The sequence below is a fragment of the Phenylobacterium sp. J367 genome, from assembly GCF_024699985.1.
Taxonomy (GTDB): Bacteria; Pseudomonadota; Alphaproteobacteria; order Caulobacterales; family Caulobacteraceae; genus Phenylobacterium.
This window is the reverse complement of sequence record NZ_JAJONA010000001.1, coordinates 2,050,777-2,065,133: the sequence shown is the minus strand read 5'-3', so window position 1 is coordinate 2,065,133 and position 14,357 is coordinate 2,050,777. Positions and strand designations below refer to the sequence as shown.

At 65.9% G+C, this 14,357-nt stretch carries 17 protein-coding genes and 1 pseudogene; 12 read left to right on the top strand and 6 right to left on the bottom strand.

The genetic code is table 11. From position 1 onward, the window contains the following. Window positions 1–289: 289 nt before the first annotated feature. Window positions 290–994 (bottom strand): DUF3313 domain-containing protein, encoded by a 705-nt coding sequence (locus tag LRS04_RS11110; RefSeq protein WP_257816424.1) that lies wholly within the window; start codon window positions 992–994, stop codon window positions 290–292. A 365-nt stretch (window positions 995–1,359) separates the two neighbouring features. Here LRS04_RS11110 and LRS04_RS11105 point away from each other — a divergent pair, with 365 nt between their 5' ends. From LRS04_RS11105 to LRS04_RS11080, 6 genes are all read left to right on the top strand, one after another. Continuing rightward, window positions 1,360–2,604, top strand: a complete 1,245-nt coding sequence (locus tag LRS04_RS11105) for a DcaP family trimeric outer membrane transporter (RefSeq protein ID WP_257816423.1) — start codon at window positions 1,360–1,362, stop codon at window positions 2,602–2,604. Window positions 2,605–2,633: 29 nt separating this feature from the next. Further along, window positions 2,634–3,671 (top strand): glutaminase A, encoded by a 1,038-nt coding sequence (glsA, locus tag LRS04_RS11100; RefSeq protein ID WP_257816422.1) that lies wholly within the window; start codon window positions 2,634–2,636, stop codon window positions 3,669–3,671. Between the two features lie 60 nt (window positions 3,672–3,731). After that, a complete protein-coding gene (locus LRS04_RS11095) occupies window positions 3,732–4,937 on the top strand; it encodes a hypothetical protein (RefSeq protein ID WP_257816421.1) in 1,206 nt (401 codons plus the stop codon). Further along, window positions 4,934–5,215, top strand: coding sequence for a hypothetical protein (locus LRS04_RS11090; protein WP_257816420.1), 282 nt, complete (start codon window positions 4,934–4,936; stop codon window positions 5,213–5,215). Before LRS04_RS11095 ends, LRS04_RS11090 begins: the two co-directional genes overlap by 4 nt. A gap of 16 nt (window positions 5,216–5,231) precedes the next feature. Next, entirely contained in the window at window positions 5,232–6,293 is a 1,062-nt protein-coding gene (locus LRS04_RS11085; protein ID WP_257816419.1) for an amidohydrolase family protein, read from the top strand. Window positions 6,294–6,404: 111 nt separating this feature from the next. Next, window positions 6,405–7,658 carry a patatin-like phospholipase family protein gene (locus LRS04_RS11080; RefSeq protein ID WP_257816418.1) on the top strand — a complete coding sequence of 418 codons (1,254 nt, stop codon included), beginning with the start codon at window positions 6,405–6,407 and terminating at the stop codon, window positions 7,656–7,658. 7 nt (window positions 7,659–7,665) lie between these two features. On the opposite strand, the gene LRS04_RS11075 is transcribed toward LRS04_RS11080, so the two are convergent. Beyond that, window positions 7,666–8,112 (bottom strand): helix-turn-helix domain-containing protein, encoded by a 447-nt coding sequence (locus LRS04_RS11075; RefSeq protein WP_257816417.1) that lies wholly within the window; start codon window positions 8,110–8,112, stop codon window positions 7,666–7,668. 137 nt (window positions 8,113–8,249) lie between these two features. On the opposite strand from LRS04_RS11075, the pseudogene LRS04_RS27870 reads away from it, so the two are divergent. Both LRS04_RS27870 and LRS04_RS11070 read left to right on the top strand, forming a co-directional pair. Next, a pseudogene (locus tag LRS04_RS27870) lies at window positions 8,250–8,489 on the top strand (class I SAM-dependent methyltransferase); the annotation flags it as partial. Window positions 8,490–8,547: 58 nt separating this feature from the next. Continuing rightward, window positions 8,548–9,003, top strand: coding sequence for a hypothetical protein (locus tag LRS04_RS11070; protein WP_257816416.1), 456 nt, complete (start codon window positions 8,548–8,550; stop codon window positions 9,001–9,003). Window positions 9,004–9,172: 169 nt separating this feature from the next. Here the strand turns inward: LRS04_RS11070 and LRS04_RS11065 are convergent, their stop codons facing one another. Next, complete coding sequence (locus LRS04_RS11065; protein WP_257816415.1) at window positions 9,173–10,189, bottom strand: hypothetical protein; 1,017 nt, start codon at window positions 10,187–10,189, stop codon at window positions 9,173–9,175. A 385-nt stretch (window positions 10,190–10,574) separates the two neighbouring features. Between LRS04_RS11065 and LRS04_RS11060 the strand changes: the two genes are divergently transcribed. After that, window positions 10,575–11,048, top strand: coding sequence for a hypothetical protein (locus LRS04_RS11060; RefSeq protein WP_257816414.1), 474 nt, complete (start codon window positions 10,575–10,577; stop codon window positions 11,046–11,048). Window positions 11,049–11,115: 67 nt separating this feature from the next. Here LRS04_RS11060 and LRS04_RS11055 read toward each other — a convergent pair whose 3' ends face one another. The 3 genes from LRS04_RS11055 to LRS04_RS11045 form a co-directional block, all read right to left on the bottom strand. Then, window positions 11,116–11,433: a hypothetical protein gene (locus tag LRS04_RS11055; RefSeq protein WP_257816412.1), complete on the bottom strand. Its 318-nt coding sequence runs from the start codon at window positions 11,431–11,433 to the stop codon at window positions 11,116–11,118. A 232-nt stretch (window positions 11,434–11,665) separates the two neighbouring features. Then, the gene (locus tag LRS04_RS11050; RefSeq protein WP_257816411.1) at window positions 11,666–11,890 is read right to left on the bottom strand and encodes a hypothetical protein; all 225 of its coding nucleotides are present in this window, start codon (window positions 11,888–11,890) and stop codon (window positions 11,666–11,668) included. Beyond that, complete coding sequence (locus LRS04_RS11045) at window positions 11,887–12,123, bottom strand: DUF6626 family protein (protein WP_257816410.1); 237 nt, start codon at window positions 12,121–12,123, stop codon at window positions 11,887–11,889. The genes LRS04_RS11050 and LRS04_RS11045 overlap by 4 nt, the downstream gene beginning before the upstream one ends. 1,029 nt (window positions 12,124–13,152) lie before the next feature. Here LRS04_RS11045 and LRS04_RS11040 point away from each other — a divergent pair. The 3 genes from LRS04_RS11040 to LRS04_RS11030 all read left to right on the top strand — a co-directional run bounded on the left by LRS04_RS11040 (window position 13,153) and on the right by LRS04_RS11030 (window position 14,348). Next, the gene (locus LRS04_RS11040) at window positions 13,153–13,503 is read left to right on the top strand and encodes a hypothetical protein (RefSeq protein WP_257816409.1); all 351 of its coding nucleotides are present in this window, start codon (window positions 13,153–13,155) and stop codon (window positions 13,501–13,503) included. After that, entirely contained in the window at window positions 13,500–13,904 is a 405-nt protein-coding gene (locus LRS04_RS11035; RefSeq protein ID WP_257816408.1) for a hypothetical protein, read from the top strand. Before LRS04_RS11040 ends, LRS04_RS11035 begins: the two co-directional genes overlap by 4 nt. 99 nt (window positions 13,905–14,003) lie before the next feature. Continuing rightward, a complete protein-coding gene (locus LRS04_RS11030) occupies window positions 14,004–14,348 on the top strand; it encodes a hypothetical protein (protein WP_257816407.1) in 345 nt (114 codons plus the stop codon). The last annotated feature ends 9 nt before the right edge of the window (window positions 14,349–14,357 follow it).

The following is a 14,357-nucleotide window of genomic DNA, read 5'->3' as shown; positions in this document are numbered from 1 at the left end:
ACCGGCCGACCCTGGACGCCACGGTCTGCGGTCGTCGCCAGTCCGATCGTCGCGGGGGGCGGAAACGGTCCAGGACGCGTGCGACCATGCCCACCCGGCGCTCAGGCTCGCCCGAGCCGAGCTCGCCCTTGAAGGTCGCCGGCGTCACGCCGGCTCCATTACCCCATCCGACAGCCCTGTGCGCCGGCGTCATCATCCCTCGCTCGGCCAGGATCCGCCAAGCGGAGACCGGCCTACCCTCTGTTGTACCCGCCCCCCGTCGTCTCCATCGTCATCGCCTTGGACACCCTCAGGCCTTGCCGGTCAGACCCTGCTCGTTGATCGGCGACAGCGCCTTGACCTCGTTCAATCCCCGGACCGCGAGCTGGGCCCAGGTCTTCACCAGCCGGCGGAAGTCGGCCTGGTTGGAGACCCTGGTCCGCCAGCCGACGGTCGTGTCGCCCGCGACACGGCGGTCCGCCGCGCGGCCCAGCAGGGCGTTGGTCTCGGAGTCCCGCACCTCGACCACGAGGGTCGCCTCGCCGGCTTCCTCGGCGAACTGGTAGCTGCGCCCGGCCTGCGGAATGTCGGGGGCCGAGACCCGGATGTTGAGGATGCCGATGGTCAGCCGCACCACGTCGGGACCCGCCGCCTCGACGACCGGATAGCCGCCCTTGTTCAACTCGTCCGCGTAGATGTCGTGGGCCGCCACGATCCCCTTGGCGATCGCCTCCTGGAGGTCCTTCTCCGACACGCGACCAGACAGGCCGACCTGCGAGTTGTTGTAGTCGCGCCGCCAGTTCTTCTCGAACGCCACCTGGACCGGATCGAGCATAACCTTGCTGTAGACGCGGAAATCGGCGCCGGGGGCGAGGTAGACCAGGTCGAAGCGCTTGGCTTTCGCCTGTACGAGCCCGTCCCAGGTCTTGGGCGGCTTGGCCGCCAAGGCCGGACCCGCCGCGCCGACGGCCGCCATTGCACCCAAGGCGGCCGGGAACAACTGCCTGCGATCCATTGCGCCCTCCCAAATCTGTCCACCGTCAGAATGGGCGTCGTCCCGGAGCCTCGCCATCAGGTAGAATCCGGAGAGGCGAACGTCGCAACCGTGGGCTGATGTTCCGACGACGGGTCGAAGCGGGTCTCGGAGTGGGCTCGAAGTCGGCGCAGATGGGGCCGCCCCCGGCTGGCGCCCCCACCGGCGGCGGCCCTCGGGAGCGACCCGACCCTGACCCCACGAACTCCGGGGAGGACCACGCGAACATCCCGGGTTCGACCTGAGCCCGGTCTGGGGGCTTGGCCGGATACCCGGTCCACGGGAACCCAACCAACCTTTCCCATGGCGGCCGCTCCTGGCCCGCCGAACTCGGGAGGGGCGACGCGATGCGAGAATACAGGCCTTGCCGGCCGCGGCTGCTGCTGGCCGCGAGCACGGCGGCCCTGCTGGCGGGCGCCAGCGCGGCCCACGCCCAGGACGGGCCGAGCTTCGAGGTCTACGGCTTCGCCCAGGTCGACTACACCCAGGATTTTGACCGCGTTCACCCGAAATGGGATGACGCGCTCAGGCCCTCCAAGATCCCCACCGAGGACGGGATCTACGGCGACGACGGCCAGACCAGCATCAGCGTGAAGCAGAGCCGGTTCGGCGTCCGCGGCGGCCAGGAGGTCGGCGGCCAGCAGCTCGACTTCCGCTTCGAGTTCGACCTCTTCGGCGTCGGCGGCGACGAGGGCCAGACGACCTTCCGCCTGCGCCACGCCTACGGCTCCTGGGGCCCGATCCTCGCCGGCCAGACCAACAGCGTGTTCATGGACGGCGACACCTTCCCGAACACGGTGGAGTACTGGGGCCCGAACGGGATGGTGTTCCTGCGCAACCCGCAGATCCGCTTCACCCACCTGATGGGGCCGAGCCAGTTCGCCGTCGCGGTGGAGAAGCCCGGCAACGACATCGACCCCGGCAACGTCCGCCAGCTCGATCCCGCGATCGGCGACAACCTGCAGGGCGACGAGAAGCTGCCGGACCTGACCGCGCACTGGCGCTACGGCGGCGACTGGGGGCATTTCCAGCTCGCCGGCATCCTGCGCCGGGTCGGCTACGAGACCGCCGGCACGCCCGACAACAAGCCCAAGGACCACAAGACCGGCTGGGGCGTGAACGCCAGCTCCAACATCAAGACCTGGGGCAAGGACGTCGCCCACCTGTCGGTAGTCTATGGCGAAGGCATCGCCAGCTACATGAACGACGGCGGCACGGACCTCGGCCCGAAGATCGCGCCCGGCGCGCCGAACCCGCTTCCCGTCCCGCCGCCGCCCGGCTCATTGCGCGGCGACGTCCTGCCGATGCTGGGCGTGATGCTCTATTACGACCACTACTGGAACGACACCTGGTCGAGCTCCTTCGGCTGGTCGATGAACAAGGTCGACAACACCTCGTTCCAGGACGGTTCGGCCTACAAGAAGGGCCAGTACGCCTCGGCCAACATCCTCTACACGCCCGCTCCCGCCCTGCTCTTCGGCGCCGAGTTCCTGTGGGGCCAGCGCGAGGACTTCGACGGCGCCAAGGGCGAGGACGTGCGCCTGCAGCTGACCGCCAAATACAGCTTCTCCAGCAAGGACTTCTTCAACTGAGCCGCGGCTCAGGGGGCCAGACACACATGATGCAAACCCATGCTTCGCGCCGCGACCTCGCCCGGGGTCTCGCCGCGCTCGGCCTCGGCCTCACCGCCGGCGCCGCCGTCACCGCACCGGCCTCCGCCCAGCGCGGCGGGGCCAACGTCGATGCCGCCGTCAAGGCGGCCTATGAGAAGTACAAGGGCCTCAACGAGGGCAAGAACGCGGACTACATCCCGGCGCTCGCCCAGGTGCCATCGAACTACTTCGGCATCGCGTTGGCCACGCCGCAAGGCCAGCTCTCCACCGCCGGCGACATCGAGCCGAAGTTCTCGATCCAGTCGATCTCCAAGGTCTTCACCATGGCCCTGGTCTTCCAGGAGAGCGGCGCGGACCTGGTGGAGAACGCCGTCGGCGTCGACGCCACCGGCCAGGTGTTCAATTCCATCGTCGCGGTCGAGCAGTTCCGCGGCAAGGAGATGAACCCGCTGGTCAACCCGGGCGCGATCGCCACCACCGGCATGGTCAAGGGCACGCCCGACGAGGTCTGGCGGAAGATCCTGGCGATCCACTCGGACTTCGCCGGCCGCCAGCTCGACGTGGACGAGGTGGTCTACAAGTCGGAGGCCGACACCAACCAGCGCAACCGGGCGATCGGCGCCCTGATGTGGGCCTATGAGCGGTTCAAGAGCGACCCGGCGGTGGCCACCGACATCTACACCCGCCAGTGCGCCATCGCCGTGAACGCCAAGGATCTCGGCAACATGGCCGCGACGCTGGCCAACGGCGGCAAGAACCCGCTGACCAAGAAGCAGGTCATCGATCCGAAGTACGTGCCCGGCATCCTGGCGGTCATGGCCACGGCCGGTCTCTACGACGACAGCGGCAAGTGGCTCTTCCACGCCGGCCTGCCCGCCAAGAGCGGCGTCGGCGGCGGGCTGATCGCCGTCTCGCCCGGCAAGTTCGGCATCGGCACCTTCGCGCCGCCGCTGGACGCCGCCGGCAACAGCGTCCGCGGCCAGCGGGCGATCAGCGACATCTCCAACGCGCTGGGGGGCAACCCCTACGCGGTGAAGCCCGTCTGACGCCGGGACACAGCATGACGCGTAAAGGGCGCCTTCGCGGCCGCGGGCGCGGTCCTGGGGATGGCCGCGCTCAGCGGCCCGGCCCTCGCCCAGGAGGCGGTGACCACAGCGGTCGCCGCCCCCACGCCCGAAGCGTCGGCATCAGCCCTCGCCGACATCCGCCGCGAGATCGAGGCGCTCAAGGCGGAGTCCGCCCAGGCCAAGGCGGCGGAGGAGGCGCGGGCCCGCCGCATCGACGCCCTGTCGCAGCAGTTCGGGGTGATCGCGGGCGACGCGTCGCCAGCGCCGCCGCCCGTGGAGATTCAGAGGACGCCGATCCGGGTCTCCGAGGCTCCGGAACCGGGAGCCCGCTGGGGCGGATTCGAGCCGGGCAAGGGCCTCGTCCTCATGCGCTCCGACGTGGGCGAGGTGGACCTCGGCCTGGTCAGCTACCTGCGCTACCTGAACCAGCACGGGCTGGACAAGTCGTACGAGGACGCCTTCGGGCGGACCAAGACCGTTACCCCGCGCGAGGATTTCCAGTTGGCCAAGGTGCAGATCACCCTGCGCGGCTGGCTGTTCGATCCCCGCTTCGGATACAACGCCTATGCCTGGACCTCGCAGACCAGCCAGGGGCTCGGCGCCCAGGTCGTCCTGGCCGGCAACATCAATTGGACGTTCGACGAGGCGCTGCGCGTCTACTTCGGCGTGCACTCGCTGCCGTCCACGCGCTCGACCAACCGGACCTTCCCGATCTGGCTGCGCAACGACAACCGCCCGATCGCCGACGAGTTCTTCCGCGGCTCCTACACGCAAGGGATCTGGGCGGACGGAAAGATCGCCCATGGTCTCGAATACCGGGTGATGATCGCAAACAACCTGAGCGCCCTCGGCGTAAGCGCGGGTCAGCTCGACGCGAAGATCAACACCTACTCAGGCGCGCTGACCTGGATGCCGACGACGGGCGAGTTCGGCCCGGGCGCGGGCTTCGGCGACTTCGAGGACCACCAGCAGTTGGCGACCCTGTTCAGCGCCCACTACACGCGCAGCACCGAGGACCCGCAGTCCCAGCCGAACACCGAGTCGATCGAGAACACCCAGCTCAGGCTCTCCGACGGCACCCTGCTGTTCGCCAACAACGCCTTCAATACGCCGGGCCGCATCATCGAGGCCCGCTACCAGATGCTCGCCCTCAACGCGGCCGCCAAGTATCGGGGCTACGCCCTGAATTCGAGTACTACGCGCGCTGGCTGGACCATTTCGAGGTCGAGGGCGTCGTCCCCGTGACCGACCTCTACGACAGCGGCTTCCAGCTCCAGGCGTCGGCCATGATCATCCCGAAGACCCTGATGCTCTACGCGTCGGGCTCGAAGATCTTCGGCAAGTACGGCGACCCGTCCGACATCGCGCTCGGCCTCAACTATTACCCGTTCCAGCGCCGGGACCTCAGGATCAACCTCATGGGTCTTTGGGTCGACCGCTCACCGGTCGGCTACACCGCCTACCCGCTGCCGGTCGGCGGCGACGGCTTCACCCTCGTCACCGATTTCTCGCTCGCCTTCTGAGCCACGGAGGTCGCCGATGCCAGTCCGATCCCTCGCCCTGCTCGCCGCTGGCCTGGCCCTCGCCGCCGGCACGGCCGCCGCCCAGGCGCCGAAGGGCTGCCAGTTCTCGGACAGCCATTTCCACCTGACGAACTACATTCAGGAGGGGATCACGGCGGCCCAGCACTTGCGGCAGATGGGCGACCGTGTCTGCCGCTCGACCCTGTTCGGCATCCCGCTGCAGCAGCAGTGGTCATACCGCGAGAGCGGCGACCTGGGGCCGGGCTACTACCTCGAGGCCGACGCGCCGCTCTACTACTACGGCCTGACCGACGCGATGATCGCCCAGGCCTACCTCAGCCTGCCGGAGAAGGACCGCGGCCGGCTCGATCCCATGATCACCGGCTTCAATCCCGCCGACATGTACGCCGCCGACCATGTCCGGCGCGTGCTCAGGATGTATCCCGGCGTCTTCACCGGCATCGGCGAGTTCTCGGTGCACAAGGAGTTCGTCTCCCCCAAGATCGCCGGGGGCGGCGCGACGCTATCGGACCGCTCGCTCGACCGTCTGCTGGACTTCGCGGGCGAGGCCGGCCTGATCGTGATCCTGCACAACGACATGGTCCGCCCCTTCACCAAGGACGCCAAGGTCAGCGGCTATTTCGACCAGTTGACCGCGCTCTACGCCCGTCACCCCAAGACGACGATCATCTGGGCGCACGTCGGGATGGGCCGGATCGTGCAACCCGTGCATGACCTCGCCACCTACCTGGAGCAGATCCTCGGCAACCCGGCCATGTCGAACATCTATTTCGACATCTCCTGGGACGAGGTGGCGAAGTATCTGGTGGCGAGCGACGACTCGTCCACCCGCGCGGCCGCGCTGATCAACAAGTATCCCGACCGCTTCCTGTTCGGGACGGACGTGGTCGCCCCCAGCACCCCGCAGGCCTACTACGCGGTCTACGACATGTACCAGCCGCTCTGGACCAAGCTGACCCCGGAGGCCCGGGAGAAGGTGCTGAAGGGCAACTACGCCCGGCTGTTCGACGCCGCCCGCGTGAAGGTCCGCGCCTGGGAAGCCGCCAACGTCCGCTGAGCGGCCTTGCGGAATCCCCTGAGAGAGCCCTCAGGTCATCACCCGATACGAGCCGCAGAGGGCTGCCCCGATCCTTTCGCCCGCGGATCAGCGACGGACGGAGCGCGGCGGATGGGGGCGTCTGACGATCGGGACAACCCCCGCCGCGGCCGAGCCGTGGCGCGGCGGCTCGACCGCCGCGCCCTTATCGCCGCGGCACCCCTGGCGCTGGCGGCCTGCGGAACGACGCGCGAGGGCCTGGCGGTGCCGGCGGCGGCCACCGCCCGGGCCGAGGCCTCCATCCCCGGCGTGCGCTTCCTGCCCGACCGCGATCCCGAGCCCTTCGAGCGGCTGGGGGCGACGGCGATGGAGCGGGAGCGCGCCTGGTTGAGCAGCCAGGGCCATAGGGGTCCGCTTCCCCCCGCGCAGATTCTCGCGGTGTCCGGCGGCGGCGGCGACGGGGCCTTCGGGGCCGGCCTGCTGGCCGGCTGGACCAGGGCGGGCGACCGGCCCTCGTTCAAAATGGTCACGGGGGTCAGCACCGGCGCCCTGATCGCGCCCTTCGCCTTCCTCGGGCCGGACCACGACGCGACCCTGCACGTCGCCTACACCCGCACCACCGACGCCGACATTTTCAAGAAGCGCCACTTCACCGCCGCCATCTGGGGCGACGCGCTCACCGACACGACGCCTATGGCCGGGCTGATCGCCCAGTACGTGACACCCGACCTGCTGAGGGCGATCGCCGGCGAATACGCCAAGGGCCGGCTGCTGATGGTCGGCACGACCAACCTCGACGCGCGCGAGGCGGTCTACTGGGACATGGGCCGCATCGCCACCCAGGGCGACGAGACCGCGCTGAAGCTCTTCCGGCAGATCACCCTGGCCTCGGCCGCGATCCCGGGCGCCTTCCCGCCGGTGATGATCGACGTGACCGTCGACGGCCAGCGCTATCAGGAGATGCACGTCGACGGCGGAGCCACCCGCCAGGTGTTCATGTACCCGCAGCGGCTGCACCTGAACGAGGCCCTGGCCGCCGAGGCCCGGGCCCGCGAACGGCGCGTCTACATCATCATGAACGCCCGGCTCGACCCGGACTGGGCCAGCGTCGACCGCCGCACGCTCAGCATCGCCGGGCGCGCGGTGGCCTCGATGATCCAGACGCAAGGGATCGGCGACCTGATGAGGATGTACATCACCTCACGCCGGGACGGCATCGACTACAATCTGGCGTACATTCCGAGCCGCTTCACCGCCGAGCGGCACGGGGAGTTCGATCCGGCCTACATGAAGGCGCTGTTCGAGCTCGGCCAGACCATGGCGGCGACGGGATATCCCTGGGACAAGGTCCCGCCGGGGTACGGGCCAAACGCGAGCGTCCCCTGACGTCGCGCTAGGCCGCGACGCCGTCGAGGCGGTCGGCTTCGGCGTCGGCCAGCGCGCGGACCAGCTCCACGATCTTGCGGCGCGTCCGGGCGTCGCCGATGTCCGGGAAGGCGCGGGCCAGGTCGAGACCGTCGTTGCTGGAGAGGAAGCCCTCGTTCGGCGAGGTGGCGACCTCGCCGTCGTCCTCCGGCAGCCCTTCGTAGAACCAGCTCACCGTGGTCTTGAGCGCGCGGGCGGCTTCCCAGAGCTTGGAAGCGCTGACCCGGTTCGTGCCGCGCTCGTATTTCTGCACCTGCTGGAAGGTCATGCCGAGCGCCGCGGCCAGGCGGTCCTGGCTGATGCCCAGGGCCTTGCGGCGCAGGCGCATGCGCATGCCGACATGGCGGTCCACCGGATGGGCGTGGGGATCGGAGATCTCGCTGCTGCGAACGGTGGCGAAGGCGACGGCGGTCATCGGGCGGCTCCTGGCTGATCCACAAGGCCAGGCTGCGCGCCGGCCATCTGCGGTAGAGCTTTCACCCGCACGGCCGCGCCGGACCATTACGCAAAACTACAGTAGGGCTTCGCCGCGCCGTGCTAGTCGGGAGGCCGATGAAAGCCCGGCCCTACTATGCCCAAGGCGGCGCCTCCGCCGAGTTCTACGACCTGATCACAGCCGCCGACCGCTCGCTGGACGGCGACGTGGAACTCTATGCGGGCCTGGCCCCGGAGGGCGGCAGGATCCTGGAGCTCGGGTCCGGCACCGGCCGGATCGCCGAGGCGCTGGCAGCGCGGGGTTTCGTGGTGACCGGCGTCGAGCTGGCGCCCAGTATGCTCGCCCAGGCCGAGGCCAAGCGCCGGGCCCCTGCCGGACGAGGTCGCCGCGCGGATCGACTACCGGCGGGGGGACATGGCCTCGCTGGCGCTGGGGACCGTGTACGACGCGGTGATCTGCCCGTTCTTTGGCCTGGCGCACCTGCCGGCCGGAACCGCCTGGCGGAACACCTTCAAGGGCGTGGCGAAGCATCTCAGGCCCGGCGGCCTCGCCGCCTTCCACCTGCCGCTGGCCGAGCGCATGCAGGGCCCCGCCCCACCGCCGGACCAGCCGGTTGCGCGGCACGTCCTGCCGGATGGCCGGACCCTGACGCTGTATGTGGCGGAGAAGGCGTTCCGGCCTGACATCGGCCGCTTCAGCCTGGCGCTGGACTATGTGTCGGGCGCCGAGCGGCGGCGCGAGCAACTCACCTATTACCTGGCCCATCCGGTCCCCCTCGCCGAGGCCTCGGGTCTGGCGCTCGACCGGCCGGCGACGCGCCTCGGCGATACCGGCGAGGTGTTCGTCTTCCGCCGCGCGGCGGACGCCTAGGGATAGGGGGAAGAAGTGGCTGGGGAACTAGGAGGTGACCCGCCATTCAGAAAACGACGTAAAATCAGTCCAATCGACAGGCTCGATCTCTAGGTTCGCACCGTTTGTGACACTGTTTTGGACGGGCTCCAACACGCACATGAGTAGGAACGGAGGGCGCAGCCAAACTTCAGCGCAGTGCCTTCAGGATGCTGACTGCATCGGCAGCCAAGTCGAGATCCATTTCGATGTCCGACATCTGCATAATGGCCTTCCAGTGCTCCACGCCCCTTACGTCAGGGGACAGTGATTTCCAGGCTGAGTTCTCCAAGAAATGCCGGAAGAGCGCAGGCAACTCCTCAATCTGAGGTGCGGGCCTGGTGTTATGCATGATCCAGTTCCGACGCTGACCCAAGGCGTAGCAAACCGCGCTTACAGCCTCCTTGTCCGACCAGGTTAGCGCGAGCCGGTTGGCGATGTGCTGGGCGGATTGTCCCATTGTTATGTGTTCGGCGGCTTTCCACAGCCGCATCACAACGGTGTCAGCGTCCACTTCGCTTAGCGCGTCGAAATAGAGTTCAAAAAAGGAGCGGTAAAAAGCTCGATCTCCCTTTTTGAGTCGGTTTAATCGCTCGATGATCTTTACGTGCTGCTCAAGCTTCCTCAGTTCACCATCGGAAAGTTTTTTCGCAGTGGTTGGGTAAGTCGTGTAGTAACGCCAGACATCGACATCGGCCACACCATCTGCGTTGAGCAGGAAAACTTCGCGCCCCGGGAAAACCTTAACGCTCATCTGCCTCTCACCGTTGAACAACGTCCAACTCAGATTGCCAAGATTGAGCGTAAAGTTGAGCAGGCCGAGCAGAAAAGCGATGTCATGCGTAGCTCGGTCTAAGGCTCCGCTCTTCGTTCGTTCATAGACCGTCATTGTGAGATAGGCCCCGAACTCCGGATCGGCGAATGCCGTGCGACCATTCAGCAACCGGGGCTGTTCGGGGGAGAGCCCGCCATCAGGTGGTGCCTGTGTGATGGTAAGTCTCGCGCCCCAAAGCTCAATGTCGAGCCGGTAGTCGTGCGGGATAGAGAAGTGGCAGCGTGAACAGATGCGGAATGGCGAACGTCGCTTGCGTTTGAAGGAAGCGATTTCCTCGCTCAGGTTTTGCTCTAACTCCGAGCATGAGGTGGCCCGCGCCTTGATCGTGGTCATGACCGCCCTCCAAGCGCAGTGCTCAAAGTCAGTCGCCGTAAGGCCGCTGGCCGCCACGTCGAGTAGCTGGATTAGCGCGCCCTCATACAGCCTTATGCTGAAGCTGCTGGTGCGGAGCCCGCCGTCCTCAGTGACCTCATAGAGGGGGACGATGGACGCCAGGAGAGCGTCCACCTTTGACCGCAATCCCTTAGGGACTGAACTCATGAAGGTAGCCCAATGATTCGGGTGTGCTGCCGCCACTTTCCGCGCCGCAGGCGGTGAAGAACAGCCTTCGCTGCACCCATGGACAATCACGGCTACCCAGATTGTCGCCGACGACGGGTTGGGGCTCACTAGCGCGACGCGCCGACGGCAGCGATGCGCGTTCTTACGTGAGGTCAACATGGCCAGACCCAAGAAGGCGGCGCCGACGCATGAGGAGTTCGTCTTCCAGATCCGGGTGCCGTCGCTCAGTTATCACTTCGGGATCGAGCATGATCGGAGGCGGCGGGAGTGGCGGCCTTTCGACGAGAGCGAGACGACCCACCTCGTCGCCGAGTGCATCTGGCCAGATCGGTTCAAAGGTCGGGAGAGCAAGGCGACGCTGCATCCCGAGCCCGCCTTCGTCGATCACAAGCTGCTCGACGAGGACGACGTTCGGCGGAAGTGGATCGGCTACATCAAGGCGACGAAGGGCGAGTTCGAGACGGTGATCTGGTTGCCACCGGCTGCGTGCTGGCGGCTGGGCGAGGCCATGGCTTCAGGGCTGGTTGGCTCGATGCTGACCAACGGTCTGATCGAGACCCGCAGCATGAACCGGGTGACCTCGGTCTCTTTCCATGGGCAGGAGTTCGATCCGGTGACCTACGTCGGATGACCATAAACGGCAAAGGCCGATCAGTTGCCTGACCGGCCTTCGTGCGTGGTGCTGAAGATGTCGTCGTCTAATCGAGCGGCTGCTTGGTGCGGCTCGCGCCCCCCGCCTTCTCCCACGTCTCGTGGCGATACTTCGCCGCGCCGTAGCTGATCCCCATGGCCTCCTTGACGGCGTAGATGGTCTTCCCCTGGTCGAACAGGCGGTAGCAGACCTCGACCCCACGGGCGGACAAGTTGCGGCCGTCCTTGTTGCGGGGATCCTTCGGATCGATGTGCTCGCCCTTCGGCGGAGCGAGCAGGGCTTCGAGGCGGTCGAGTTCGGCTCGCGCGGCGGCGATGATGGACAGGGCGGCTTCCGCGTTGACGTTCAGGTTGGTGTTGGCCATTGTAGGTCCTCTGGTTAAGTGATCGCCTTTGGTCAGGCAACGTTCTTTAACTATTTAACCTTATGTAGTGTCAACGCCTACAGTGATCCCGTCGGTCCCCGGCGCCTCGCCAACCGGCTGTGACGAAACCGAACACTTCTGACCAGGGTCTTGGCCGCCGGCACACCCGTTGATCTTCCAGGGTTTCTAGCCTCGCCATCCGGGGAGGGTTATGTCACAGGGGGCAGGGCCGTTAGGTGGCCAGCCAGAACATCGTCGCTTCGTTCTGGTCTTCGAAGTGGAACTCGACAGGTCCAGGGTGCTTCGGGATGCGGCGGAACCACCTCCGCGAAGTGTTGTGTAGGCACCAGTGTTCGGCTTGGAGCCGCCGCCGATCATCGATCCGGTCGTCGATGTTGATGAGCACGTCGATCCGATAGCGAGCGACGAAGCTGGCGGGGTCGGAGGGCTTGTTCATCGCGCGGAGTCCTCTCCGCGTTGTCGTCCGAACAGCACCATGCGGCCGACGCGCAGGGCGAGCAGCCAGCGACCTTCGGCCACCAGCTTGCGGAAGACGGCGATCATGGCGCCTTCGGAGAGAGCTTGGGTAGTGGCCAAGTAGGACGCCGAGCGGCCTGCCCAGCGGCGGGAGAAGTCGCGCTGGCTGGTGGTCAACCCCCGCTTCCTCAGCGTCTCGTAGATTTCGTTCATGGTGCTCCTGACCGGTTGTGGTCAGGTATTTAGCCGGCGAGATCAGGCGGATGATCGGCGTCGAAAGATATGGCGTTTCGCACCTAGGATGCGGGATAAATAAGGTTATGGTCAGGGGCTCTGAAGACATCGGACTTGCTGGCTAACCACTCATCGCTCAGGGGTTCTATTTCGCCGGAAGGCGTGAAACTGGCGTGCCCCACGCCGCCTTGGTAACGAACACGGCCTGCGTTGGCAGGAACGGCCAAGCACCGCCTAGAGCAGGCTACGGAGAGGGATCGGTCCCTGCCGCCGTCAAAGCCCGGAAACGGGCGCGCGCCTTGTGGGGTCGCGTAGGCAAAATAGAAGCTGGGGTCCGCCGAGACCGAGTTGGAGCCCTAGCGACGCAGGCGCGGTCTGGAAAGCGTCTGTGTGCTCCGGCCCTACAATGGGCCGGGACCGTTTCAGTCCAACGATAGTGAAGCAAGCGACCCAAATAAGCGGATGGTCTTAGGCCACGCGGGTTACGCAGCCCCTCCTTAGGGCTGGGAAGTCGGAGCAAATGCGAGAGATCGGGAAACCGCTCGCGCCGTTAACAAGGCGACGCTCCTTTCAGAGAACCTGTCCGACGAGGATAAGCATCTTCCCCCTGTCTCTTCTCCCTCTGCCCGTGCCGTTGGCCGATTCCAGTGTGGGGAAGGGACAGGGGGAATTGAGAACCCTCTCTCAGAGGATATTGGGAACAAGGCTATGGAGAGCACGACCTCCTGTTTGTCCTTGCTCCTTCTCGCCGATGGCCGTCAGAGCGAGCGATCAGCGAGCGACAGGCCAATCGGCTGCTGGGGCGCGTAGCGCGCCGGCCATGCATCACTCAGTCTGGCGAGAACGAGGCGCATAGGACGTGCGTGACGTGTGCTGCTCAGTGAATGTTTTGCCACGGCACCTCATTTCAATTTTGCCTTTCTGAGAAGGGTGCGCGTAGGCTGAAGTCAGGTCGCAGTGATTGAGCGACTTGAGCAGCCATTAATTAGATAATTGAGAAAAAACTATATGCGTAAGAGAAGTGAAATCGAGATCAAGTTCTACGCCATGACTAAGATGGCGGGAATTCAACAAACTAAACCTAATAAGTTTACCTTTGACGGCAAGGCCTACACCGTGAATGTGGATGTGAGTTCGGAGGTCGCCGCGTCCTTGGGGGGCAAACGGCGCGCCTTCAGACTCCTGCGCCACGGGCAAATGATCGAGCACGTCTGCTCGATGCCGGGAAACAACCACCTGTTCGGCACGGTCGCGAAGAGCTTCGACGAGATCAGCCGCCAATACTCGATGCTGCGCTCCTACTACGAAGCGGCTCGGGTCGGTGGATGGAAGCACACCTGGATGAGGTGGGCGGCGTGACCGAGATCGACCTGTTCGAGGCTGCGTGGGCAGCCGTGCCTGCTCCCTTGGGCGCATGGCGCCACGACTACAAGGATGAAGAGTGGATGGCGTTCGCCAACGCCGTTGATGATGCTGTGGATCACGAGAACGGTGAGAGCCTCCTGCTGCTCGACCAAGACGTGAGCGTGAGCTTCAGGGAGGACGTGTTGATCCGGTTCCTCGGAGTCAACATTGGGCCTCAGGGCTGTGCCTACTACGGTTTTCTGTTCACGGTGCCGAGTAAGCTCGAAGTCATGGCCTGGATCGAGGAGGACTCGATCCTTTCGCGGGTCCCGCTGGAGAGGGGACAAGACCAGCTTCGAAAGGCTGGCTCTCGACTTGAAGAAGTTCCGGGGCGACTGGCTCCCGTAGCTTCCTGAGGCCGCGTAAGTGGCCTCGACTCACAACGCTAGCGGGCAGGGCGCGGACGCCACAGTGCGCACCCCACCCGCCGCCAAACCAAAATCCGAAACGAGACGATGACCAGCCCCACTACGATCGACGAGATCGAACGCACCATCGACGCCATGTTCGAGACCTTCGCGGCCCAAGCGCGCTGCGAGAATAAGATCGCCATTCAGGACTGGCGAACCACCTATAAGCCGTTGAGTGTCGAGGGCAGGGAGGAGTTCGATCCGCGTAAGCCCGACGATAGGCGGTTCATTAACACCGTCCACCCTCGGCACATCTGGACTGTCTACGGCAGCCGGAGAACCAATGACTTCCGCATCGTGCCTGGCTCGTTCCGCCGAGGCTCCCCCAAGCTTTGCGTCACCCTCGTTCCCTGGGAACACGACAAGGAGGGCATGATCGTCAGCGACTAGGACGAGGCC

Coding starts and splice junctions, on each gene's coding strand:
- LRS04_RS11110 (WP_257816424.1), bottom strand. CDS start 994: ATGGATCGCAGGCAGTTGTTCCCGGCCGCCTTGGGTGCAATGGCGGCC.
- LRS04_RS11105 (WP_257816423.1), top strand. CDS start 1,360: ATGCGAGAATACAGGCCTTGCCGGCCGCGGCTGCTGCTGGCCGCGAGC.
- glsA (WP_257816422.1), top strand. CDS start 2,634: ATGCAAACCCATGCTTCGCGCCGCGACCTCGCCCGGGGTCTCGCCGCG.
- LRS04_RS11095 (WP_257816421.1), top strand. CDS start 3,732: ATGGCCGCGCTCAGCGGCCCGGCCCTCGCCCAGGAGGCGGTGACCACA.
- LRS04_RS11085 (WP_257816419.1), top strand. CDS start 5,232: ATGCCAGTCCGATCCCTCGCCCTGCTCGCCGCTGGCCTGGCCCTCGCC.
- LRS04_RS11080 (WP_257816418.1), top strand. CDS start 6,405: ATGGGGGCGTCTGACGATCGGGACAACCCCCGCCGCGGCCGAGCCGTG.
- LRS04_RS11075 (WP_257816417.1), bottom strand. CDS start 8,112: ATGACCGCCGTCGCCTTCGCCACCGTTCGCAGCAGCGAGATCTCCGAT.
- LRS04_RS11070 (WP_257816416.1), top strand. CDS start 8,548: ATGGCCTCGCTGGCGCTGGGGACCGTGTACGACGCGGTGATCTGCCCG.
- LRS04_RS11065 (WP_257816415.1), bottom strand. CDS start 10,189: ATGACCACGATCAAGGCGCGGGCCACCTCATGCTCGGAGTTAGAGCAA.
- LRS04_RS11060 (WP_257816414.1), top strand. CDS start 10,575: ATGGCCAGACCCAAGAAGGCGGCGCCGACGCATGAGGAGTTCGTCTTC.
- LRS04_RS11055 (WP_257816412.1), bottom strand. CDS start 11,433: ATGGCCAACACCAACCTGAACGTCAACGCGGAAGCCGCCCTGTCCATC.
- LRS04_RS11050 (WP_257816411.1), bottom strand. CDS start 11,890: ATGAACAAGCCCTCCGACCCCGCCAGCTTCGTCGCTCGCTATCGGATC.
- LRS04_RS11045 (WP_257816410.1), bottom strand. CDS start 12,123: ATGAACGAAATCTACGAGACGCTGAGGAAGCGGGGGTTGACCACCAGC.
- LRS04_RS11040 (WP_257816409.1), top strand. CDS start 13,153: ATGCGTAAGAGAAGTGAAATCGAGATCAAGTTCTACGCCATGACTAAG.
- LRS04_RS11030 (WP_257816407.1), top strand. CDS start 14,004: ATGACCAGCCCCACTACGATCGACGAGATCGAACGCACCATCGACGCC.